Source organism: Streptomyces sp. NPDC127197 (assembly GCF_042672405.1).
GTDB classification, from domain to species: domain Bacteria; phylum Actinomycetota; class Actinomycetes; order Streptomycetales; family Streptomycetaceae; genus Streptomyces; species Streptomyces flavusporus.
Genome location: NZ_JBHXVG010000002.1, coordinates 429,677 through 452,631 on the forward strand (window position 1 = coordinate 429,677; position 22,955 = coordinate 452,631).

16 protein-coding genes and 1 riboswitch are annotated in these 22,955 nt (G+C 71.6%); of the genes, 7 read left to right on the forward strand and 9 right to left on the reverse strand.

Annotation, left to right across the window (positions count from 1 at the left end; genetic code table 11):
• Positions 1-31: 31 nt before the first annotated feature.
• The 4 genes from ACFVJQ_RS04640 to ACFVJQ_RS04655 form a co-directional block, all read right to left on the reverse strand.
• Complete coding sequence (locus ACFVJQ_RS04640) at positions 32-1,114, reverse strand: hypothetical protein (protein WP_385780887.1); 1,083 nt, start codon at positions 1,112-1,114, stop codon at positions 32-34.
• Between the two features lie 191 nt (positions 1,115-1,305).
• Entirely contained in the window at positions 1,306-2,487 is a 1,182-nt protein-coding gene (locus ACFVJQ_RS04645; RefSeq protein WP_129799189.1) for a VWA domain-containing protein, read from the reverse strand.
• 83 nt (positions 2,488-2,570) lie between these two features.
• A complete protein-coding gene (locus tag ACFVJQ_RS04650) occupies positions 2,571-5,021 on the reverse strand; it encodes a DUF5682 family protein (protein ID WP_385780890.1) in 2,451 nt (816 codons plus the stop codon).
• A gap of 123 nt (positions 5,022-5,144) precedes the next feature.
• Complete coding sequence (locus ACFVJQ_RS04655; protein ID WP_385512626.1) at positions 5,145-6,344, reverse strand: AAA family ATPase; 1,200 nt, start codon at positions 6,342-6,344, stop codon at positions 5,145-5,147.
• A gap of 145 nt (positions 6,345-6,489) precedes the next feature.
• Between ACFVJQ_RS04655 and ACFVJQ_RS04660 the strand changes: the two genes are divergently transcribed.
• The gene (locus tag ACFVJQ_RS04660; RefSeq protein WP_385512625.1) at positions 6,490-7,845 is read left to right on the forward strand and encodes an SWIM zinc finger family protein; all 1,356 of its coding nucleotides are present in this window, start codon (positions 6,490-6,492) and stop codon (positions 7,843-7,845) included.
• 120 nt (positions 7,846-7,965) lie between these two features.
• Positions 7,966-9,615: a DUF5691 domain-containing protein gene (locus tag ACFVJQ_RS04665; protein WP_385780892.1), complete on the forward strand. Its 1,650-nt coding sequence runs from the start codon at positions 7,966-7,968 to the stop codon at positions 9,613-9,615.
• Positions 9,616-9,895: 280 nt separating this feature from the next.
• On the opposite strand, the gene ACFVJQ_RS04670 is transcribed toward ACFVJQ_RS04665, so the two are convergent.
• On the reverse strand, positions 9,896-10,312 hold the full coding sequence (locus ACFVJQ_RS04670) for a cobalamin B12-binding domain-containing protein (protein WP_224735418.1): 417 nt from the start codon (positions 10,310-10,312) through the stop codon (positions 9,896-9,898).
• A gap of 559 nt (positions 10,313-10,871) precedes the next feature.
• Here ACFVJQ_RS04670 and ACFVJQ_RS04675 point away from each other — a divergent pair.
• Positions 10,872-11,759 (forward strand): esterase/lipase family protein, encoded by an 888-nt coding sequence (locus ACFVJQ_RS04675; RefSeq protein WP_385512623.1) that lies wholly within the window; start codon positions 10,872-10,874, stop codon positions 11,757-11,759.
• A gap of 203 nt (positions 11,760-11,962) precedes the next feature.
• On the forward strand, positions 11,963-13,528 hold the full coding sequence (locus tag ACFVJQ_RS04680; protein WP_385780895.1) for a M23 family metallopeptidase: 1,566 nt from the start codon (positions 11,963-11,965) through the stop codon (positions 13,526-13,528).
• Positions 13,529-13,593: 65 nt separating this feature from the next.
• Here ACFVJQ_RS04680 and pcrA read toward each other — a convergent pair whose 3' ends face one another.
• On the reverse strand, positions 13,594-16,068 hold the full coding sequence (gene pcrA / locus ACFVJQ_RS04685) for a DNA helicase PcrA (RefSeq protein ID WP_385780898.1): 2,475 nt from the start codon (positions 16,066-16,068) through the stop codon (positions 13,594-13,596).
• A gap of 307 nt (positions 16,069-16,375) precedes the next feature.
• A riboswitch (cyclic di-AMP (ydaO/yuaA leader) is annotated at positions 16,376-16,548 on the forward strand.
• 7 nt (positions 16,549-16,555) lie between these two features.
• On the opposite strand from pcrA, the gene ACFVJQ_RS04690 reads away from it, so the two are divergent.
• Together ACFVJQ_RS04690 and ACFVJQ_RS04695 are read left to right on the forward strand one after the other, a co-directional pair.
• On the forward strand, positions 16,556-17,743 hold the full coding sequence (locus tag ACFVJQ_RS04690) for an NlpC/P60 family protein (RefSeq protein WP_385512620.1): 1,188 nt from the start codon (positions 16,556-16,558) through the stop codon (positions 17,741-17,743).
• Between the two features lie 254 nt (positions 17,744-17,997).
• Positions 17,998-18,987 carry a tellurite resistance/C4-dicarboxylate transporter family protein gene (locus tag ACFVJQ_RS04695; protein ID WP_385780901.1) on the forward strand — a complete coding sequence of 330 codons (990 nt, stop codon included), beginning with the start codon at positions 17,998-18,000 and terminating at the stop codon, positions 18,985-18,987.
• Positions 18,988-19,008: 21 nt separating this feature from the next.
• On the opposite strand, the gene ACFVJQ_RS04700 is transcribed toward ACFVJQ_RS04695, so the two are convergent.
• Positions 19,009-19,362 carry a hypothetical protein gene (locus ACFVJQ_RS04700; RefSeq protein ID WP_385780904.1) on the reverse strand — a complete coding sequence of 118 codons (354 nt, stop codon included), beginning with the start codon at positions 19,360-19,362 and terminating at the stop codon, positions 19,009-19,011.
• Between the two features lie 490 nt (positions 19,363-19,852).
• Here ACFVJQ_RS04700 and ACFVJQ_RS04705 point away from each other — a divergent pair, with 490 nt between their 5' ends.
• Positions 19,853-20,908: an NlpC/P60 family protein gene (locus ACFVJQ_RS04705; RefSeq protein WP_385512617.1), complete on the forward strand. Its 1,056-nt coding sequence runs from the start codon at positions 19,853-19,855 to the stop codon at positions 20,906-20,908.
• 10 nt (positions 20,909-20,918) lie between these two features.
• On the opposite strand, the gene ACFVJQ_RS04710 is transcribed toward ACFVJQ_RS04705, so the two are convergent.
• Both ACFVJQ_RS04710 and ACFVJQ_RS04715 read right to left on the reverse strand, forming a co-directional pair.
• A complete protein-coding gene (locus tag ACFVJQ_RS04710; protein WP_224734655.1) occupies positions 20,919-21,659 on the reverse strand; it encodes a response regulator transcription factor in 741 nt (246 codons plus the stop codon).
• Positions 21,656-22,954 carry a PspC domain-containing protein gene (locus tag ACFVJQ_RS04715; RefSeq protein WP_385780907.1) on the reverse strand — a complete coding sequence of 433 codons (1,299 nt, stop codon included), beginning with the start codon at positions 22,952-22,954 and terminating at the stop codon, positions 21,656-21,658. The genes ACFVJQ_RS04710 and ACFVJQ_RS04715 overlap by 4 nt, the downstream gene beginning before the upstream one ends.
• Position 22,955: the final 1 nt, after the last annotated feature.

The following is a 22,955-nucleotide window of genomic DNA, read 5'->3' on the forward strand; positions in this document are numbered from 1 at the left end:
CGGCAGGTCTACGGCGCGGGAAAGGCCTGCCCTAGCCGGGGAATACCGGGATGTCCCGGTGCCGGTCCCGTGTCCCGTCCGACTCGACGCGCACGGCGGCGCCGGACACGAGCCACAGCCGCGCCCGGTCGTTCGAGGTCACGGCGTGCGCGTCGCCGTTCCGGGACGTGCCGCTGTCCGCCGCCGAACGGTGGCCCAGCATGCCGTCACCGCGCCCCGCCGGCACCTGATGCACCGGGGCGTACTGATCGCCGGCCCGATCGTGCTGCCCGCTGCCGTGGACGGCGGCCACGACCTCGCCGGACGAGCCGCCGAGACGCGGCCCATGGATGCCGTCGCCGCCCGCCTTGCCGCCGCGCCCCTCGGGGGACGGCGGCGTCCCCGCAGCGCCCGGCTGGGGCGTCACCGCCCCGGGCAGCGGCGGGAACTGCCCCGGCAGCTCGGGGAGGGCGGGGGGCGCGGGCAGGTACCCGGGAGGAGGCTCCGGAAGGCCGGGCAGCTCGGGGAGGACGGGCAGCGAGGGTGAGTCGGACAGCCCCGGCAGCGACGGCAACACGGGCAACGACGACAGCGGCGGCACCTCGGCTTGCGCGGTCACGGTCTCCACCACGCCACCGACCGGCCGTATCACTCGCTCACCCACGGACCCCACGAGGTCCTCGGTCACCGGCCGCACGATCGACTCGCTGTCCCGGCCGTGAGGAGCCTCGGCAGCGGGACGCCCTACCGGTCCCGGCGACACGTCCGTGACCGGGGCACCGCCGCGGTCGGCGGGATCCTGAGAGCCGCCGAAGTCGTGGTCGGTCCCGCCCACAAGACCCTGCGCCAACGACGCGGCGCCCTCTGCCGGAGTCGACTTCCCGACGTCGTCCGGCCTCGCCTTCGCCGAAGTCACCGAACCTGGCGAGTCGACCGAAGCCGAGACAGTCACCAGGGCCGGAGAGGTCGCCGATGTCGCCGAGGCCGTGCCGTCCGTCGCCCGTGCCTGCCCTCCGTACAGCACCCCGAGCACGAACAACCCACCCACCAGCAACACCATCTGGAGCGCACGCCGCCCGGCCGCCGCGCGCAGCACACGCACAGCGGCACCGGACAGGGCTGCTGACCAGATCAAGAGAGGGAGGGTCCTTTGGTGCGGCGGAACGAGTCGCGTAGTGGACGACGCGGTACGGGCGGGCGGAGCGCGGCGCACCGCTGACGAGGCATCGATCCTTGCACGGGACTCCCGAGGTTGCGCAAGCCCCTCGTTACCGATGGGCAGTCATATCCCCTTTCGAGGCGAACTCACCCGGTGCTCCCCGGTCGTCATGTGGTGTCCGGTATCGGAAGCGGACGCTTCTCGATGGCTGCCGCCATCACTTCCGGGAACAGGTCCGGCGTACAGGCGAACGCCGGCGCGCCGAGCCCCGCCAGCGCGGACGCGTGCTCCCGGTCGTAGGCGGGCGCCCCCTCGTCCGACAACGCGAGCAGCGTCACGAACTGCACCCCTGACGCCTTCATCGCCGCCACCCGCTTCAGCATCTCGTTCCGTATCCCCCCTTCATAGAGGTCACTGATCAGCACGACCACCGTCTCCGCGGGCCGGGTGATCTGCGACTGGCAGTACGCCAGCGCCCGGTTGATGTCGGTGCCGCCGCCGAGTTGGGTGCCGAAGAGGACGTCGACCGGGTCGTCGAGCTGGTCGGTGAGGTCGACGACCGCCGTGTCGAAGACGACGAGCCGCGTACTGATCGACCGCATGGACGCCAGCACCGCTCCGAACACGGACGCGTACACGACGGACGCCGCCATCGATCCCGACTGGTCGATGCAGAGGATGACCTCCTTCTTCACCGACTGGGATGCTCGCCCGTAGCCGATGAGCCGCTCCGGCACGATCGTCCGGTACTCCGGGAGGTAGTGCTTGAGGTTGGCCGCGATCGTGCGGTTCCAGTCGATGTCGTGGTGGCGCGGCCGGTTGATGCGGGCGCTGCGGTCGAGGGCGCCGGTGAGGGTGGCCCGAGTGCGGGTGGCGAGCCGCTTCTCCAGGTCCTCGACGACCTTGCGCACAACGGCTCGTGCCGTCTCCTTCGTCGTCTCCGGCATCGCCTTGTTCAGCGACAGCAGCGTGCCGACGAGGTGCACGTCCGCCTCCACGGCCTCCAGCATCTCCGGCTCCAGCAGCAGGGCGGACAGCCCGAGCCGGTCGATGGCGTCGCGCTGCATGACCTGCACGACGGACGACGGAAAGTACGTACGGATGTCCCCGAGCCAGCGGGCCACGGACGGCGCCGACGCCCCGAGCCCCGCCGAACGGTCCTTCCCCGTCTGCGGTTTGTCCCCCTTTCCGTAGAGCGCGGCGAGCGCCCCGTCCATCGCGGCGTCCCGCCCGCCGAGCGCACACCCCGTACCGTCCGCTGCCTCACCCCCCAGCACCAGCCGCCAGCGCCGCAACCGCTCCCGGGCGGCGTCGTCCGACTCGGCCACGGCCGTGGACTCCGTCGTCATACGTCCTCCTCCCCCACGCGCTCCGCCGCCCGGTCCACTGGTGCGGCCGGTTCGACTCGTCCTGCGTCCGCCGACGCTCCTGCTCATCCCGCCACCCCCACCAGGCCGGCGCTTTCGCCTGCTCCCGACCCGTCCAGCCCCAACAGCAGCCGCACCAGCGGCTCCACTGCTGCGACGCGCTCGGCGTCGAGACCGACCCCGAAGCCGGGTATGCCCGCTCCCGCCGCCTGCGTGCTCCCCCGCTGTCCCGGCCCGCGCCGCACCAGCTCGCCGAGCGTTCTGCGCACCCCCGGTTCGTACGCCGAGAAGGTGCGCCGCAGCAGGGGCAGCACGTCCGTGAACGCCTCCGCCGGCACTCGGGTCAGCCAGCCGTCGACCAGTCCGAGCAGCCGCTCGTCGTGGATGAGCAGCATCCCGCCCCCGCCGCCTCCGCCGACGAAGCCCTCGATCCATGCGGCCGCGTCCGCCGGCGCCGTCCCTGGGGAGAGCGCCAGCCCCATGAGCCGCGCCGCCTCCTCCTGGACCAGCTCCCCGTCGTCCAGCAGCAGCCGCACCGCGCGCCCCTGGATGACGCCGGGCACGGTGTCCCGAGCGGACAGGACCCGCAACACCGCGTGCCAGCGGCCGCGCAGGCCACCGTGTTCCGGTGTGCCGGCCTCGCCGAGCAGCCCCACGGCGGTGTGCACCGCGTCCACATGGCCCCGCATCTCCTGGGCCGCGTCCGCGTCGAGAGCGGCACAGGCCGGGGGCAGGCCGACGAAGATCCGCTCGGCGAGGCCGGCGGCGACCTCGGTCAGCGCTCCGGTGTCGGTGCCGCGCACGTCGCCGTAGCGCAGCGAGCGGACCAGGGCCGGCAGCGCCTGGGCGAGGTGGCCGACATCCGTGTCGAGCGCCGCGCGGTCGGCGAGGATCCGCATCACCGCCGGGAGGGCGTCGGGCAGTTCGGCCAGCAGACAGCGCTCGGCGAGCCCGGTGACCTCGGCGAGGCCCTGTGCCGCCGTCGCGTCGGCCTCCGCCTTGGCGGTCGCCGCGGCGAGCACGGTCGTCCCCCACACCCCGGCCTCGGCGACCCGCACGGACAGCTCCGGCTCCCAGCGCAGCCGCCACGTCTCCCGGAAGGTCCCGGTGCTGCCGCGCGACACCGTCGGCTCGCCCCAGGCGACGCCGAGCAGCCGCAGCCGGTGCAGCAACCGACTGCGCCCGGCGTCGGTCTCCTTGCGCAGGTCGAGCTCCAGCTCCCGCTCCAGCGCCTCCGGTTTGAGCCGCAGCCGCCGCTGGAGCCGGGCGAGGTCGCGTTGCAACGGCACCGCAGGCGCCGCCTCCGGCACCTCCCCCAGCACGTCCCCCACGACCAGCCGGTCGTGCACCAGCACCAGCGGCACGTCCGAGCCCTCGCACATCACGGCACGCACGGCATCGGTGGTCTCGCCGAGGCCGGCCAGCGGACGCCCGCGCATCGCCGCGAGCGTCTCGGCCAGCCGCACCGCCTCGATGACATGCGCCGAGGAGACGATCCTGTCCTCCGCACGCAGCAGCCCCGCCACCTTGGTCATCCACCGCTCCACCGGCCGGTCCGGCGCCGCGAACAGATGCCCGTACCATCCCGGCGAGTCGATACCCGCGCCGTATCCGCTCGCCCGGGCCAGCCGGCGGTACGTCCACGGCACCCAGGTCATGTCGGCCTTGACCTTGGGCAGCCCCTTCACCAGGGCCCGGTCGGCGGCGACCGTGGCCTTCTGCCGCAGTGCGGGCACGTGCCACGCCCCGCACACGACCGCCACGCCACCCCCGAACTCCCGCTGCGCAGCCCGCACCTGGAGCCGCATGTACGCCTCCCGCACGAGATCCCGCTCGTGCCCGCCACTCCCGTACGCCTCCCGCAAGGCGCCCATGGCCTCCTCGAGCACGCCGAACGGAGCGAACGCATCCCTCTCGCCCAACCCCCGGTGCTCGACGACGTCCTCCCACCAACGCTCGGGATCGTCATAACCTGCGGCATCGGCAAGCACGGCGAGCGGATCGACCCGAACGTCCGCCTCGGTCATCTCCGGTTCGGCGGCATCGCCGGCATCCGCCTCCGGTACGGCAGCGCCCCCGGCATCCGCATCGTTCGCCTCTGCTTCCGCGACGTCGGCGGCCTCCGCCTCCCCCTCGGGACTCGTCACCGTCTCCCTGCCCCACACCAGCGTGTGCGTGGCCGGCAGATCGATGAAGCGAGCCGGCACCTCGTGCTCCAGGGCCCACCGGATCGCCACCCACTCCGGCGAGAACTCGGCCAACGGCCAGAAAGCCGAACGGCCGGGATCGTCCACGGCGTGGGCGAGGAGGGCGACCGGTGGGCGCATGTCCTCGTCGGCGGCCAGCGGGATCAGCGCGTCCGCCTCGGGCGGGCCCTCGATCAGCACCACCTGCGGCCGGGCCGCGTCCAGCGCTGCCCGCACGGCCCGCGCCGAACCCGGCCCGTGATGCCGCACGCCGAGCAGCAGCGGCTCGGTCCCGGGCCGCCTGCTCCCTGCCTCCTCAACGCCTGTCACGCCGTCCCCCTCGCCTCCGAGGCCACCCCAGGTCGTCGTCGACCGCAGCCTGGACGTCCCCCGTCACCTCCATCGATCCGCCCTCCGTCGAACTCCCCTGCGCGAAATCCCACCGGTTGTCGCTCACGCACTCACCTCCCTGCAGGCCCGGTAGAAGTCCTTCCAGCCGTCCCGCTCACGGACGACCGCCTCCAGGTACTCCTGCCAGACGACCCGGTCGGCCGCCGGATCCCGGACGACGGCGCCGAGGATGCCCGCGGCGACGTCGCTCGGTCGCAGCACGCCGTCGCCGAAGTGCGCGGCCAGCGCAAGGCCGTTGGTGACGACGGAGATGGCCTCGGCGGTGGACAGCGTGCCGCTGGGCGACTTCACCTTCGTACGGCCGTCGGACGTGACACCGTCGCGCAGCTCCCGGAAGACCGTCACCACACGACGGATCTCGTCGACGCCGTCGGGTACGGCCGGCAGGTCGAGGGAGCGGCCGATCTGGTCGACGCGGCGCGAGACGATGTCGACCTCGGCCTCGACGCTCTCCGGCAGCGGCAGCACCACGGTGTTGAAGCGGCGGCGCAGTGCGCTGGAGAGGTCGTTGACCCCTCGGTCGCGGTCGTTGGCCGTGGCGATCAGGTTGAAGCCGCGGACCGCCTGCACCTCCTGGCCCAGCTCCGGTATCGGCAGTGTCTTCTCCGACAGGATTGTGATGAGCGTGTCCTGAACGTCGGCCGGGATGCGGGTCAGCTCCTCGACGCGTGCGGTCATCCCCTCGGCCATGGCCCGCATGACGGGGCTGGGCACCAGCGCGTCCCGGCTCGGGCCGTGGGCGAGCAGCTGCGCGTAGTTCCACCCGTACCGGATCGCCTCCTCCGGCGTGCCGGCGGTGCCCTGCACCAGCAGGGTCGAGTCACCGCTGACCGCTGCGGCCAGGTGCTCGGACACCCAGGTCTTCGCGGTGCCGGGCACGCCGAGCAGGAGCAGTGCGCGGTCGGTGGCGAGCGTGGTGACGGCGACCTCGACGATGCGGCGCGGGCCCACGTACTTCGGTGTGATGACCGTGCCGTCGGGCAGGGTGCCGCCGAGCAGGTACGTCGCGACGGCCCACGGCGACAGTTTCCAGCGGGTCGGCCGCGGCCGGTCGTCCTGCGCGGCCAGCGCGGCGAGTTCGTCCGCGAAGGCGTCCTCGGCGTGCGGGCGCAGCGCTTCTGCCGCGGGCGCGGAGGTGCGCGCACCCGCGCTCGCGGTTGTAGGTGTGTCCACGCCCGTGTTCGCGGGCGCGGACCCGTTCTGGCTCGGGTCGACGGACGTCGGTTCTACGGACACAGGCATGGCTGAGTCCCCCTCCAGCTCGGCCGGTTCGGTTCTGGCATCCACGGTGCACCACGCCACTGACAATGCGATCTGACCTGCGAAAACGTGCTGGCGACCGCGCTCGCGAGGCCGATTGTCAGTGGGGGGATCTACCTTCGATGTCATGACTCAGCAGGGGGTGCGCTGGACTGCGGATCAGGTGCTGGCACTGGCGCCTGACGCAGCGTCGCGCAAAGCGGGAAGCAAACTCGGTACGGCGGGGCCGTGGTCCGAGGCAGGCAGTTCTGACGAGGGGACGCTGTGGGGGCTGTGCAAAGGCAGCGGCAGCAAGCCGTATCAGACGGTCATCGACATCGCGGACGCGTCCGGTCCCGCGTACAAGTGCAGTTGTCCGAGCCGCAAGTTCCCGTGCAAGCACGCGCTGGGGCTGCTGCTGCTCTGGGCGGGCGGCGACGGCGCGGTGCCACCGGGCAAAGCGCCGGACTGGGCCGAGCAGTGGACAGAGGGGAGAAGGAAGCGTGCTGCGGAGAAACGAGCGGCGGGCGCGGGCGGTTCCCCGTCCGGCTCCGCTGATCCGGAGGCGGCGCGGCGCCGGGCGGAGCGCCGGGCCGAGCGGATCACAGCGGGTGCGACCGAGCTGGAGCAGCGCCTGACGGACCTGCTGCGCGGCGGGCTGGCCGCGGCGGAGCAGGCGGGGTACGGGCTGTGGGAGGAGACGGCGGCCCGTATGGTCGACGCCCAGGCTCCCGGACTGGCCGGTCGTGTAAGGGAGTTGGGTGCGATCCCGGCGTCCGGTCCGGGCTGGCCGGTGCGGCTGCTGGAGGAGTGCGCGCTGCTCCACCTCCTCGACCAGGGCTGGCTGCGGCGCGACGGCCTGCCCGAGGGACTGGCGGCGACGGTCCGTTCCCGTATCGGTCTGCCCGCGTCGGCGGACGGCCCGCCGGTGCGCGACCGCTGGCTGGTCCTGGCCCAGTACGACACGGCGGACGCCCGTCTGACGACCCGCCGGATCTGGCTGTACGGCGCCGAATCCGACCGCACCGCTCTCCTTCTCTCCTACGGCGCCGCCGGCCGGGCCCCCGAGCTCGCACTGCCGGTGGGTCTGACCCTGGAGGCGGAGGTGTCCGCCTACCCGGGTGGGAGCCGGCAGCGCGCCGCCCTGGGGGAACGGTTCGCGGCGCCCACGTCCACCTCGATACGTCCACCAGGAGCGACGACGACACAGGCGGTAGCCCGCTACGGCGACGCCCTCCGCGCCGACCCGTGGCTCGACTCGGTCCCGGTGACGCTGGACCGGGTCATACCGACTCCGGACGGCGACTCATGGCAACTGGCGGACGCCGACGAGGACGCGGCTCTGCCGCTCACGCCCACCGCCCGCTCACGCCCTGGCCTCTGGCGGCTCGTAGCCCTGTCCGGCGGCACCCCTGTCAAGGTCTTCGGCGAGTGCGGCCACCAGGGCTTCACCCCGCTGGCGGCCTGGCCGACGGGAGCGGGCACGGCGGTCCAGCTGTGCTGAACCGCGGCCTCTCGACGCCTCCGACACGACTCCAGGGGAAGCGGCCCACAGTGACGCCGACCGGCTCCGAACTGGCCCACTCCGAACCACCGCACGGCATCCGCCCTTGAAAGGACCCTTGTGAACAGGACTTCCGCTCCTGTGGATTCGCCCACGTCGGGCGTCTGGGAGGAGCTCGTCACCACCGCACTGCTCGGCACGGACCGGCGTACGCCACCCGGCGCCACGCCCGGCCGGGAGGCGCCCGTGGCGCTGCTGGACGCCGCGGCCATGGAGACCGTACGTCGGCGAGCCGGACTGCGCCCGGCGCGGTCGGCCCAGCGCCCGGCACCGGCCCCCGAGGACCCGCGCCCCCCGCTGCCCGCAGCGGCGGCCCACCGGCTCGCGATGCTGCTGGCCGACCGTCCCGACACCGCGGGCGGCGGCCGCAGAGGCACCGCACCGGACCTCATGGAGCTGCTGCCCCAGTGGCTCGCGACGGCGAACGCCCGCGGTTTCGCGGCACCCCCGGAGGCCCTGCCCGCCCTGCTGGACGCGGCCCGGGGCCGTACGGATCTGCGGCCGGCGGCACTGACCTTCGCCGGACCCCGTGCCCTGTGGCTCGCCCGGCTCAACCCGGACTGGCGATTCGCGCTGCGCACGACACCAGGCGGAGGCACGTCGCTGCCGCACCTCGACGACACGGAGCAGGTGCAACAGCTGTGGCAGGAGGGCCTGTTCGCCGAACGCGTAGCCCTCCTGGCAGCCATACGCGCCCATGAACCCGGCACCGCACGCGAGCTGCTCGCGACAACCTGGGCGACGGAGCGGGCCGAGGACCGGCTGATGTTCCTCGACTCACTGCGCACGAATCTCGGCGACGAGGACGAGGCGTTCCTGGAGCAGGCCCTGTCCGACCGCAGCCGCAACGTCCGGGCGACGGCGGCGGAGTTGCTGTCGGCGCTGCCCGGCTCGGCGCTGGCCGCACGCATGGCGGTGCGGGCCGGTGCCTGCGTTGCCGTCGACCACACGCGGGACACCCCGACGATCATCGTCGAGGCGCCGCACGAGTGCGACGCGGGCATGGAGCGGGACGGGGTCGTCGCCAAGGCACCGGCAGGACGGGGTGAACGGTCCTGGTGGTTCGGCCAGTTAGTTGAGGCCACGCCGCTCGAAACGTGGCCGGGTCGGCTCGGCGGCCGGACGCCCGAGGAGATCGTCGCTCTGCCGGTCACGGACGACTGGCAGGGTGAACTCCACGCCGCCTGGTGTCGGGCGGCGGTAAGACAGCGGAACGCCGACTGGTCGCGGGCCCTCCTGGGAGCGCCCAGGGCACCCGAGGCCGGCGGCCCGGGGGCGGTGTCCCTGGCCGAGCGGGCCAAGCTGCTGAGCACGCTGGGCACCGACGAACGCGCCGAGTGGGTGGCCGGCTTCATCGCGGCGCACGGTCTGTCCGAGGCGTTTCAACTGCTGGGCGTGTGTGACGTGCCGTGGGCGCCGCAACTCGGGCGCGCGGTCGTCGACGCGCTCAATATCGCGCGGGACGCCGGGAGTTATCCATGGAGTTTCAGCGGAGTGATGGGCCTGGCCGAACGCTGTCTGTCCCCCTCCGAGGCGAACCGCCTCGACGGGCTGCTGGCAGTACCGGACGAACCCGAGAACGCGTCACCGGGAGCCGGCGGCTACTGGGCCGAGGCCTTCCAGCGCCTGGTCACCACGCTGCGTCTGCGTGCCGCCATGGCCGAGGAACTGGGAGCGGAGCAGGAGGAAGGGCCGCGGGGCCTTGCCTGAGCGGCGGACCGGCCGTCATCCGGACCCGCACCCGCAAACGGGCCGGCACCCAGACGCGCACCCGCAGCCGAACCGCCATCCGGCCACGAGCCACTCCAACAGACCACCGTCCGAACACCGTCACTCCAACGGCCCCCGCCCGGACACACCACACCAACGGCCCACGCCCAGACACACGCCACACCAACGGCCCACCGTCCGGACCCGGTCCACACCCACAGACCACCGCCCAAACCCAAGCCACACAACCACGCGAACGCCACCCGCGCCCGCCCCGGACCTACGCCCCCGTCGTCTGCCGTACGTTCGCCCGTACCCAGTCCACGATCGACGCGGTCGTGGCCCCCGGCGTGAAGATCTCCGCGACGCCCTTCTCCTTCAGCGCAGGGATGTCCCCCTCGGGGATGATCCCGCCGCCGAACACCAGGATGTCCTCCGCGTCGCGCTCCTTGAGCAGGTCGATCACGGCTGAGAAGAGCGTGTTGTGCGCCCCGGAGAGGATGGACAGCCCGATCGCGTCCGCGTCCTCCTGGATCGCGGTGTCGACGATCTGCTCGGGCGTCTGGTGGAGGCCCGTGTAGATGACCTCCATGCCGGCATCCCGCAGTGCCCGTGCGATCACCTTCGCCCCCCGATCGTGGCCGTCGAGTCCCGGCTTGGCCACCACCACGCGGATCGGACCGGCTGCCACACCCATCACTGCCTCCAAGAAGCGATTACATCAACCCGTACCGACAAGTACCGGCCACTATCGACAAGTACCGCACAGAACGGTGCCCACCAGGACAAGGCCATCCACCCCGCAACCACCGGGGAAGTGAACGAACGTTATCTCCAGCATCCCGCAACCGGCAGTTTCGCGAGGCAGACCGAGGGGGAAATCACACAGTGGGACATATTCGCCGCGCAGTGTTCCAAGTCTCCGCGGCCACCCCCGCGCACCCACGCGGACCAGGGGGCGTGGAGGGGAACACGCGCACAGAGAGCCGCAACGAGGTCGCCGTACCTCCACGCCGCAGGCCGCGCGTCGTGGGGTGCGGCGCATCGACCGGAAACGAAGGGCACGATAAGCAGACAGGGCACGTAGGGCAGACCCCCCACCCCACCCCCAACGGCGCCACATACGCCATACAGGGGCCGGCCCCACTCACCCGCCGAAACAACCCCACTCGCGCCCCGTCACCACCTCCGTCGCGGCTCGCACGGGCGCACACGGGGGACAGAGCCGTCCTCCGCGTGCCGACAGGAGGTCGGCCATGAAGGTCACGCAGGTCACCAGGGCACTGCTGCCCTTTCAACCGCTCTGCCACCGCCTGCTCCCGAGCAGCCTGGCGGGGCTCTCACTGGCCATCCTGAAGGCGGCCGCCCTCGAGGTCGCGATCCTCGCGGGCCACCTGCTCCTTTACCCCTCCGGCATCATTCAGGAACGCCGTACGCCGCCCGCCCTGGTCCCCTCCCAGGACGGCGCGGCGCGCCTGCCGACGCAGGCCAAACCCCCGGTGGTCCTCCTGCACGGTTTCATCGACAACCGCTCCGTCTTCGTCCTGCTGCGCCGTTCCCTCGCCCAGCACGGCAGGCAGCACATCGAGTCACTGAACTACTCCCCCCTGACCTGCGACATTCGTACGGCGGCCAAGCTGCTCGGCCGGCACATAGAGGAGATCTGCGAGCGCACGGGCAGCACTCAGGTCGACATCGTCGGACACAGCCTCGGCGGGCTGATAGCGCGCTACTACGTCCAGTTGCTCGGCGGCGACACTCGCGTCCGGACCCTGGTCACGCTCGGCACCCCGCACTCCGGCACCCGAGTGGCCCCCTTGGCGAACGCGCACCCCATAGTGCGCCAGATGCGCCCCGGCTCAGCCGTCATCGAGGAGCTGGCCGGCCCGACGCCCGGTTGCCGTACGCACTTCGTCAGCTTCTGGAGCGACCTCGACCACCTGATGGATCCGCTGGAGTCCGCCTGCGTCGACCACCCCGACCTGCTGGCGCAGAACGTGCGGGTGAGCGGGATCGGCCATCTGGCCCTGCCCGTGCACCCGGCCGTGGCGGCCGGCATACGGCAGGCCCTGGACGGCACCTACGACACCACCCAGCAGGGAAGCGGGCCTGCAGCGCACTCCGACGACCTCACCGTGGCCTGACAACACGACGGTGGCCGACCAGTACGACATCGAACAATCTTCGAACACAAACCCAAACCCGTGCCCGCAGTCCCCCGAAACACGGCCGATTGCCCGTTTCCTGCGCGCGCGAAACCTGCAGAAGATTGTCGTGCCCGCGTACCGCCGGGTACAGTCGCCGCACTGCTCTGCCAGCCCCTGTTGTCGAGGCGAAAGAGAAGTTGGTGAACGACCGTCACCCGTCGGGGATCATGACCACCCCGGCTCCGGCTTCCGAAGCCGCCTCGGCGCCTTACGCGCCGTACGGCACGCAGGAGGCCCAGTACGGCGACTTCACCACATACGGCGCCTACACCGCCAACGGATTTGACACCGGCAGCCACGCCACCGCGGCCACCACCACGACGTTCGAGACCGACCCCCTCTTCGGCGACCTCACGGGCAGTGGTCACGACACCGGCGCGTACGACGCCACGCAGTGGTCCACCGGCAGCCATCAGACTCTCGACTACGACCCGTACGCGGCCCAGCATCACGCCTCCTACGACACCGGCGCCTACGACACAACCGCCTGGACCACCGGCCACCAGCAGCTCCCCCTCATCCCGCAGCAGGCGGGAGCGCCCGATGCCAGCGGCCAGTGGGACGCGAGCGCATGGCTCCAGCCGGAGCAGCAGCCCGGCGGCCCCGCCGACCAGACCCACCAGTGGGAATGGGGCACGCAGACCTTCGACTCCGGCGCGTACGACGCCACGCAGTGGAACTCCGACGGCACCACGGGCACCACGACCGACGCCTACGAGCAGCACGCCGAACCCTTTCCGCAGCAGGCCGAGTCCTACGAGCACCACGCCGAGAACTTCGGCTCGCACGCCGAGCCCTTCGATCAGCAGGCGACTGCCACCTTCGAGCACGTCGACTACGACGAACCGAACGCGGGTGACGGCGAGTCGGGCGTGACCGGCGAGATGCCCGCCACGACCCCGTCCCTCCTCGACGACCAGGAGGAGGTCACCCCGGCCCCGGTCTCGCGGGCGGCCTCCCGCAGTGGGGCCCGCTCCCGTCGCCGTACGCCCGCGAAGCGCTCGGCACTGCTGACCGTCGCCGTGCCCTCGGCGTGTGTCATGGGCGTGGCGGGCATCGCCGCCGCCTCCGTCGGCAACCTCGGCGGCGACGACCAGGACGCGTCGACGACCGCGGCGGACGCCCCTGCGGTGAAGCCGTCGGCCGCCAACAACCAGTTGGACACCCAGCTCGAGAGCCTCACCGCGGAAGCCGACGACTTCGCCGACCGGGCCAGCCGTACCCAGGAGCGCATCGACCTCAAGGCGCAGCAGGCGGCCGAGAAGAAGAGGGCTGCGGCGGAGGCAGCCCGCAAGGAACGGCTGCGTCCCAAGTACGCCCTGCCGGTCGCACAGCACGGGCTCAGCGCCTACTACGGCCAGGCCGGCATCAACTGGATGTCCGTGCACACCGGCATCGACTTCCCGGTCTCGTACGGCTCGACCGTGATGGCCGCGACCGACGGCACCGTCCGTACGGAGTACAACAGCGCGTACGGCAACATGATGATCGTGACGGCGATGGACGGCACGGAGACCTGGTACTGCCACCTCTCCAGCTACCAGGTCGCGTCCGGTACGACCGTCAAGGCCGGCGACCCGATCGCGCTCTCCGGCAACTCCGGCAACTCGACCGGACCGCACCTGCACTTCGAGGTGCGGCCGGGCGGCGGTTCGGCGGTCGACCCGCTGGCCTGGCTGCGCAGCCACGGGCTCGAGCCGACGTAAGCCCCGAAGCTTCCCCTGAGCCCCCGCCGAGTGAGCGGGGGCTCACTTCGTACCACCCGGAACAGCTACAGCTTCTCCACCGGCGCGTACCGCAGAAGCAGTCGCTTCGGCTTGGTGTCCCCGAAGTCGATCGTCGCCTCCGCGTTCGCGCCGGTGCCCTTCACAGCGACGACGGTCCCGAGCCCGAACTGGTCGTGCGTCACCCGGTCCCCCACCGCGAGGGAGACCACGGGCTTCTCGGCGGTCCGGCGCGTGGCGAACCCGGACGCGCCTGACGCCGACGAGCGCGAGCGGGACGAGGACAGCGAAGCCGCCACACCCGAGACCGGGCCCGCCGGAGCCAGGGAACCACCCGTGCGCTTCCAGTCCACATGCGCCGCCGGGATCTCCTCCAGGAAGCGGGAGGGCGGGTTGTACGAGGGCTGCCCCCACGCGCTCCGCATTGCCGAGCGCGTCAGATACAGCCGCTCACGCGCGCGCGTGATGCCGACGTACGCCAGGCGGCGCTCCTCCTCCAGTTCCTTGGTCTGGCCGAGGGCACGCATGTGCGGGAAGACGCCGTCCTCCATGCCGGTCAGGAAGACGACCGGGAATTCGAGGCCCTTGGCGGTGTGCAGGGTCATCAGCGTGATGACGCCGTCGCCCTCCTCCTCGTCCGGGATCTGGTCGGAGTCGGCGACCAGCGCGACCTGCTCCAGGAAGTCGGCCAGCGTGCCCTGCTCGCCCTCACTGCGCTCCTGCTCGAACTCCAGGGCCACGGCGGCGAGTTCCTGGAGGTTCTCGATCCGGGTCTCGTCCTGCGGGTCGGTGGAGGCCTGCAACTCGGCGAGGTAGCCGGTGCGTTCGAGCACTGCCTCCAGGATCGTCGCGGGGCCGGCGCCGGACTCGACGATCGTTCGGAGGTCCTCCATGAGCGTGTTGAACCGCTTGACGGCGTTCGTGGAGCGCGCGGCCATGCCGTACGCCTCGTCCACGCGCTTCAGCGCCTGCGGGAAGCTGATCTTCTCCCGCTGGGAGAGGGCGTCGATCATCGCCTCCGCGCGGTCGCCGATGCCCCGCTTGGGGACGTTGAGAATACGGCGCAGCGGGACCGAGTCCTCCGGGTTGGCCAGCACGCGCAGGTAGGCCAGGACGTCCCGGACCTCCTTGCGCTCGTAGAAGCGCACGCCGCCGACGACCTTGTAGGGCAGGCCGACGCGGATGAAGATCTCTTCGAACACACGGGACTGGGCGTTCGTCCGGTAGAAGACGGCGACGTCCCCGGCCTTCGCCTCGCCCGCGTCCGTGAGGCGGTCTATCTCGTCGGCGACGAACTGGGCCTCGTCGTGCTCCGTGTCGGCGACATAGCCGGTGATGCGCGCGCCCGCACCCGCGTTGGTCCAGAGGTTCTTCGGGCGGCGGGACTCGTTGCGCTCGATGACGGCGTTGGCGGCGGAGAGGATCGTCTGGGTGGAGCGGTAGTTCTGCTCCAGCAGGATGGTCGTCGCGTCCGGGTAGTCCTCCTCGAACTGAAGGATGTTGCGGATGGTCGCCCCGCGGAAGGCGTAGATCGACTGGTCGGCGTCACCCACCACGCACAGCTCGGCGGGCGGCAGGTTGCCCTCGCCGGGTGGTACGTCCTCGTCGTGCTCGCCGGTGCCGACGAGTTCGCGTACGAGGGCGTACTGGGCGTGGTTGGTGTCCTGGTACTCGTCGACGAGTACATGGCGGAAGCGGCGGCGGTAGTGCTCGGCGACGTCCGGGAAGGCGCGGAGCAGATTGACCGTCGTCATGATCAGGTCGTCGAAGTCGAGGGCGTTCGCCTCGCGCAGCCGCGACTGGTACAGAGCGTAGGCCTGGGCGAGGGTCTTCTCGAAGCCGTCGGTGGCCTGGGCGGCGAAGTCCTCCTCGTCGATCAGCTCGTTCTTGAGGTTGCTGATCTTGGCGCTGAAGGACTTGGGCGGGTAGCGCTTGGGGTCGAGGTCCAGGTCGCGGCAGACCAGGGCCATGAGGCGTTTGCTGTCGGCGGCGTCGTAGATCGAGAACGACGACGTGAAGCCGAGCTTCTTGCTCTCCCGGCGCAGGATGCGCACGCACGCGCTGTGGAAGGTCATGACCCACATCGCGTTCGCGCGCGGGCCGACGAGCTGCTCGACGCGCTCCTTCATCTCGCCGGCGGCCTTGTTGGTGAAGGTGATCGCGAGGATCTGGCCCGGGTGCACGCCCCGCTCGGCGAGGAGGTGGGCGATGCGGTGGGTGAGCACGCGGGTCTTGCCGGAGCCGGCGCCGGCCACGATGAGCAGGGGGGAGCCGGAGTGGACGACGGCGGCGCGCTGGTTGTCATTCAGCCCCTCCAGGAGCGCTGCCGCGTCCATGGCCGGACGCGGGGCGCCGTCGCGGTAGTACATGTCCCGGTCCGGGGGCACGTCGAACTTCCCGCCGAACAGATCGTCCGGGATCGGCTCCGGAACGTGATCGTCCTCGGGCGGCGGCGGGTGCTCCTCGTGGGCCCGCGGGGCCTGGAGGTCCGCCAGGAAGCTGTCGTCAAAGAGGCTGCTCATCGCTCTCCGAGTCTAGGGCGCCCCACTGACAACCCGCGGCCGCCCCGAGAACATCCCCGGCCGGAATACCGTCGATCTTGGTAGTGCGGCCGGAATCACATCGGATGCAGCGGCCGGCGATCTTTCGTCCCTACCCACCTCGACGTCGGCTCACTCTCCGAGCCCACCCCAATACCACCCGCGACCACTGACTGAAAGTCACGAAAATGTATCGGGCATATCACCCACCAACCTTCACACGCACCACACGAGTTGGCTACCGTGCCGGGCAGGCCGTACGACCCCCACCGGCGAACGTCGCCGGGCCGCACGGCCTCCGCCGAGTCCGGTGCGCCCCCGTGGCTGCCGGAGCCGGGGACCCAACCGACTCTGGGGTGAATCGGTCCGACTCCCTTCCCGGGAGGGGACCGTAGGGCAACCCTTCCGAACCACCCGCCCGAACCCGACAGCTAACCCGGTAGGCGGCCCATGGAAGGAGTCGCCTCCCTTGGCGTCGCACCGTAAGTCGCGTCCCACGGGCGCGCGCGTCGCAGGCATACGGACCCCCGCGCTTGCCACGGCTGCCCTCACGTCTGTGGCCCTGCTCTCCCAGACGGCCAATGCCACCCCCTCGGCCGACGACAAGCCGAGCCTCGAAGAAGTCGAGAAGAAGGTCGACGATCTCTACCGCCAGGCGGAGTCGGCGACCGAGAAGTACAACGCAGCCAAAGAGAAGACCGCGAAACAGCGCAAGCAGGTCGACACCCTCCTCGACGACGTCGCCCAGCGCACCCAGAAGCTCAACGAGGCGCGCGAGGAGCTGGGCTCGTACGCAGCGGCTCAGTACCGGACCGGCGCCTCCGCCCCCGACACCGCGACCTTCCTGCTCGCGGACTCGCCGCAGGACTACTTCGACCAGACCCAGCTGATGGGCAGGCTGACCAGCCGTCAGAAGGGCGCGGTCGACGACTACTTCACCCAGCAGTCCGCGACGATGGAGAAGCGCCAGGAGGCCACCGAGAGCCTCGAGACGCTCACGGAGTCGCAGAGCGATCTGAAGACGGCCAAGGCCACCGTCCAGAAGAAGCTCGCCGACGCGCGCGAACTGCTGTCGCAGCTGACCGCCGAGGAGAAGGCGCGGCTGGCGGCGATCGAGAAGAAGAAGCAGGAGGAGGCCGAGCGCAAGGCCGCGGAGCTCGCCCGGCAGCAGGCGGAGGAGGAGCGGCAGCGCCAGGAGGCCGCCGCGCAGCAGGAGGAGACCGGAAGCGGCTCCTCCACGGATACGGGCACAGGGACCGAGACGGGCTCCGACACCTCGGCCCCCGACTCCTCGTACGCCACCAAGGCCGAGAAGGCGCTCGCCTTCTCCCGCGCGCAGATCGGCAAGCCGTACGTCTGGGGCGCGACCGGCCCGGACTCCTACGACTGCTCCGGCCTCACCCAGGGCGCGTGGAAGGCCGCCGGCGTCTCCCTCCCGCGCACCACCTACGACCAGGTGAACGCGGGCACCACGGTCTCCCTCGCGGCCGCCCAGCCCGGCGACCTGGTCTTCTTCTACGACGACGTCACCCACGTCGGCATCTACATCGGCAACGGCATGATGATCCACGCCCCGAAGCCCGGCACGTACGTGCGCGAGGAGTCGATCTACTACGACGGGGAGTCGTCCATCCACAGCGTGGTACGACCGGCCTGACAGGCGGAGGCAAGGGGCGGGCCGGATGGCACGCCCGGGGAGGCTTCCGTGGGCACGCGCGTGGGGGCGTTTTCCGCAGGCACGCGCGCGTGGGGTGCTGTTGGGCAGGCGCGTACGAGAGGCGCCTGCAGGCTCGCGCGCCCCCGAAACGGCGCACGCTCGGTGTGAGCCCGTTGCCGCGCGCCCGCGTGGTTTTCGAGTGTCGGCGCGCGTGGCCCGCTCGCGCGACGCGCGGGGCTCCTTAGCATCGGCGCATGCCCGGCTCCTCCCCCCTCCGCGCCTGGTGGGCGCAGCATCCGCCGGCGGCCGGGGCCGCCGTCATGGCGACCGGCATCGTCTCGGTCGGCCTGCACCTGACGGGCTACGAGGTCCTGTCCCGAATCCTCCTCGTGATGGCCTGCGCGGCATGGCTGGCCCTGGCGGCGGACTTCCTCACGCGGCTGCTGCGGCAGCGGGAGCGCTGGGTGAGGGAGGCGGGAACGCCGGCGGCGCTCACCGCCGTCGCCGCGACCACCGTGCTGGGGACCCGCCTGTCCGCGCTGGACTGGCAGCTCCTGGCCGCGGCGCTGCTGGCGCTGGCCACGCTGCTGTGGCCGGTGCTGCTGGTGCCCGTCGTGCGGCACTGGCAGCGGCGGCGTATGCCGGGGGCGGTGTTCCTCGGGACCGTGGCCACGCAGGGGCTCGCCGTGCTCGGCGCGACCCTCGCGAAGGCCGAGTCGGCGGCGTGGCTCGCACACGCGGCGCTCGTACTGTTCTGGCTGGGCCTGGTGCTGTACGGCCTCGCACTGGCCCGCTTCGATCTGCGGCAGGTGATCGAGGGGCCGGGGGACCAGTGGGTCGCGGGCGGCGCGGCGGCGATCTCGGCGCTCGCCGGGGCGAAACTCATCGCCGCCGACGGACCGGGCCTGTACCTCTGGAACGACGACAACAGCGGCGTCCTGCGGACCGTGACCGTCGCCTTGCTCGTCCTCGACCTGGGCTGGTACGCCGTACTGCTCGTCGCCGAGGTGGTCCGGCCGCGTCTGCGCTACGACGTGTGCCGCTGGTCCACGGTTTTCCCGATGGGTATGACGGCGGCGGCGACGCTGGCCGTCGCCGCCGCCGTCGACGTCTCATGGCTCGAGTGGCCCGGGGAGGTGCTGCTGTGGATCGCGGTGGCGGCGTGGCTCGCGGTCGCGGTCGGGGCGGTCGCGGCCGCCCGGGAGGCCGTACGCCCCGCGGCGCCCGGGCACCCCAGACCGTGAGCCGCGGGCCTCGGCCGGGGCTCAGGTCCAGAGCACCGCGATGAAGACGTTCGCTGTGGTCAGCAGGCCCACCAGGCCGAACAGGCCCTTGTCCACCTTCTCCTCGTCCCGCTTCACATAGACGAGACCGAGGATCACGATCAGCAGGGCCAGCTTCACACCGATCTTGATGTTGTTGACGGACTGGTCGTCGGCCTGGTTGAGACCGACCAGGATCACACCGGTGACCAGCATGGTCAGCGCACCGTGCAGCATCCCCGGGCCGAATCGGGCGGTGCCCTCGCCCATCGCCTTCATCTGGGTGAAGAAACCGCCGAGCAGGGCGGCGATGCCGATGATGTGCAGGCCGACGAAGAGGTTGATGAGTACGTCCATGGAGCCGGAGCCTAATCAGGGCCCGGACCCCGCCCGGCACCGGCCCGCCGACCCGGCGCCCGGCGGTCTGGGGCGCGGGACGCGGATGCATATATGCGCGCCATAGCACCTCTGCATGCACGTATACCCCGTAAACCGCACATCGGTCATCGCGCTGCGTGAAGGCGACGGCCACGGACCGGGATCACGGTCGCATACGGTCACCCCGCGGTCCCCTCCTGTCAGTTCCGCACAACGCGTTACCGGTCCGACACACCCAGGTCTAGCGTCCTGCACCAGGTGACCGGCTCCCCACCGCCGTCCGGGCCAGGGGCGGCAGCCGGACACCTCCGCCGAGAAGGTCCGGCGGTGGCCCCGCTCCCCCTGCACGGGCTGCCGCCGGACGCGGAGACCGCATCGGAGCGGCCCACGGTCCGCCGGTGGCCGTACGGACCAGCGGTCGTCCGGGGCGTCCAGGTCGTCCGAGTCGTACGAAAGGACGTGCAGTCCAGTGGCAGCGCACCGCAAGCCCCGACAACGCTCGGCGGGCGGCACCAGGGCCCGTACGGCGGCGACGATCGCTATCGCGGGAGCGGCGAGCGCGACCGGCGTCGACGGCATCGGGCACGCCGAGCCGCAGCTGACGCCGGGGCAGGTCAAGGCCAAGGTGGACAAGCTGTATCAGGAGGCCGAGGTCGCCACCGAGAAGTACAACGGGGCGAAGGAGAAGGCCAAGACGGCGGAGGAACGGCTTCAGTCGCTGCAGGACGAGGCCGCCCGCAAGGAGGAGCAGCTCAACTCGTCGCGGGATGCGCTCGGTTCGTTCGCCGCGGCGCAGTACCGGAGCGGTGGTCTCGACCCTGCGCTGCAACTCGCGCTCTCCGAGGACCCCGACCGGTACCTCGACGGCGCCACGTTCGCCGAACGCGCGGGCGACCGGCAGTCCGCGGCCGTGACACGGGTACGCAGACAGCTGCGCGAGATCGAGCAGTTGCGCGGCGCCGCACGCGTCGAGCTGACCTCGCTGCAGTCGCGGCAGGCCGAGCTGAAACGCCACAAGAAGACCATCACCGGGAAGCTGGACGCGGCTAGGCGGCTGCTGTCCCGGCTGACGGCCGAGGAGCGGACGCGACTCGCGGAGGGCGATGGCACGGACCGCGCCTCGCGGGCCGCCACGGCCGGGCGCGACAGCCTCTCCGCCACGGCCGCGGCGCCCAACTCGCGTGCCGCGGCGGCCGTCTCGTACGCCTACCAGAAGCTCGGCAGCCCCTACGTCTGGGGCGCGACCGGCCCGGACGCCTTCGACTGCTCGGGCCTGATCCAGGCCGCGTACCGCTCCGCCGGCATCTCCCTGCCCCGCACCACCTACGCCCAGATCGACACCGGCCACCGTGTCTCCCGCTCCGAACTCCTCCCCGGCGACCTGGTGTTCTTCTACTCCGGCATCAGTCACGTCGGCATCTACGTCGGCAACGGCCAGATGATCCACGCCCCGAACCCCTCGGCGCCGGTACGGCTGGCCCCGATCGACGAGATGCCCTTCTCCGGAGCGACCCGGGTGGTATGAGGCCGGGCCCTCACACCAGCCGTCGTGCCGTCGCCCACCGCGTCAGCTCGTGCCGGTTGGACAGCTGGAGCTTGCGCAGGACCGCCGAGACATGGGACTCCACCGTCTTCACGGAGATGAAGAGCTGCTTGGCGATCTCCTTGTACGCGTAGCCGCGGGCGATCAGGCGGAGGACCTCGCGTTCGCGCTGGGTGAGGCGGTCGAGGTCCTCGTCGACGGGAGGCGCGTCGGTGGAGGCGAAGGCGTCCAGGACGAAGCCGGCGAGGCGCGGGGAGAAGACCGCGTCGCCTTCCTGGACCCGGAAGATGGAGTCGACCAGGTCCGTACCCGTGATCGTCTTCGTCACGTACCCCCGGGCGCCACCCCGGATCACACCGATCACGTCCTCTGCCGCGTCCGAGACGGACAGCGCGAGGAAGCGGACGGGCTGCTCGGCGTCAGCCATCAACGTGGCGCAGCGGCGCAGGACTTCCACCCCGCCGCCGCCCGGGAGGTGCACGTCGAGAAGGACGACCTCGGGCCGGGTCGCGGTGATGACCGTGACCGCCTGGTCGACGTCCGCCGCCTCGCCGACGACCTCGACGCCGGTCTGCTCGGTCTGGCCGATCTCGGCCTGGACTCCCGTGCGGAACATCCGGTGGTCGTCGACGAGCACCACGCGCACGTGACGCCGCACGGCACCGCCGCCCGGCGACTGAGCGGACTCGGCCGCCTCCCCTGCCGTGCCGTTCGCCTCGGTCGGGTCGCTCATGACGTCTTCTCCGCCCTCTCCATCTCCAGCTCGACCTCGGTGCCGCCGCCCGGTACCGCCCGCAACCGGGCCGTACCGCCGTTGCGCTCCATGCGGCCGATGATCGATTCTCTGACGCCCATGCGGTCGGCGGGTATCGAGTCGAGGTCGAAGCCGGGGCCACGGTCCCGCACGGACACGAAGACCGTCTTCCCCTCGACTTCGGCGTAGACCTGCACGGCGCCGCCCTCGCCACCGTACTTGGCGGCGTTGACCATTGCCTCGCGTGCGGCCTGCATCTGTGCGCCGATCTTCTCGTCGAGCGGGCAGTCGCCGACCACGACGACCTCTATGGGGACGCCGTGCTTGTCCTCGACCTCGGCGGCGTTGCGCCGCACCGCGTCGGCGAGGGCGGTCGGCTCGTCGGCCTCGTCCTTGCCGGTGCCCTCGGGCTTGTACAACCAGGTGCGCAGGTCGCGCTCCTGGGCGCGGGCGAGGCGGCGCACCTCGCCGGCGTTCTCCGCGTTGCGCTGGATCAGGGTCAGGGTGTGCAGCACGGAGTCGTGGACATGGGCGGCGACCTCCGCCCGCTCCTGGGCGCGGATGCGCATCAGACGCTCCTCGGAGAGGTCCTGGGTCATGCGCACGAGGTAGGGGCCGGCGAGGAGTGTTATCCCGACGAGCACCGCGAGGGCCGCCTGCAGGACGGAGCCGAGGTGGGCTGCGGAGCCCTGCAGCACGAAGATGCCGGTGACACCGGCCGTGACCAACAGGACGCCGGCCACTGCGCGCAGCAGCGTGAGCGTTCGTTTGCGGCGGCCGACCTCGACCCAGCGGGCCCGGCGGGCGTTGTCCGCCTGGCGCCACACCAGGGCGACGCCCGCGCCGACGAGCACGGTCGGCCAGAGGTAGGCCTGGGCGCCGGTGCCCAGGTTGACGTTGCCCACGAAGACCATGGCCACGACGACCATGAGCAGCAGGGCGACCATCTGGCCCTTGTCCGGTTTGCGGGCCATGAGTTTGCGCCGGCCGTCGGGAGAGGTCTCCGTGGTGACCAGGGACGGTGGCTTCTGTGCTTCGACGCCACCGACGCCGAGCGGCACGAAGAACCAGAACGCGGCGTAGAGCAGCGCGCCGAGGCCGTCGGCCATGAACAGGCCGACGAAGACCAGGCGTACCCAGATCACGGGCAGGCCGAGGTGCCCGGCGAGCCCCCGCGCCACGCCACCGAGCCAGCGTCCGTCACTGCTGCGGTAGAGCTTGCGCGGCGGCCGCGGTTCGGCGAGTGGCGCTGCTGCGGTTGCGGCTTCCGGCATG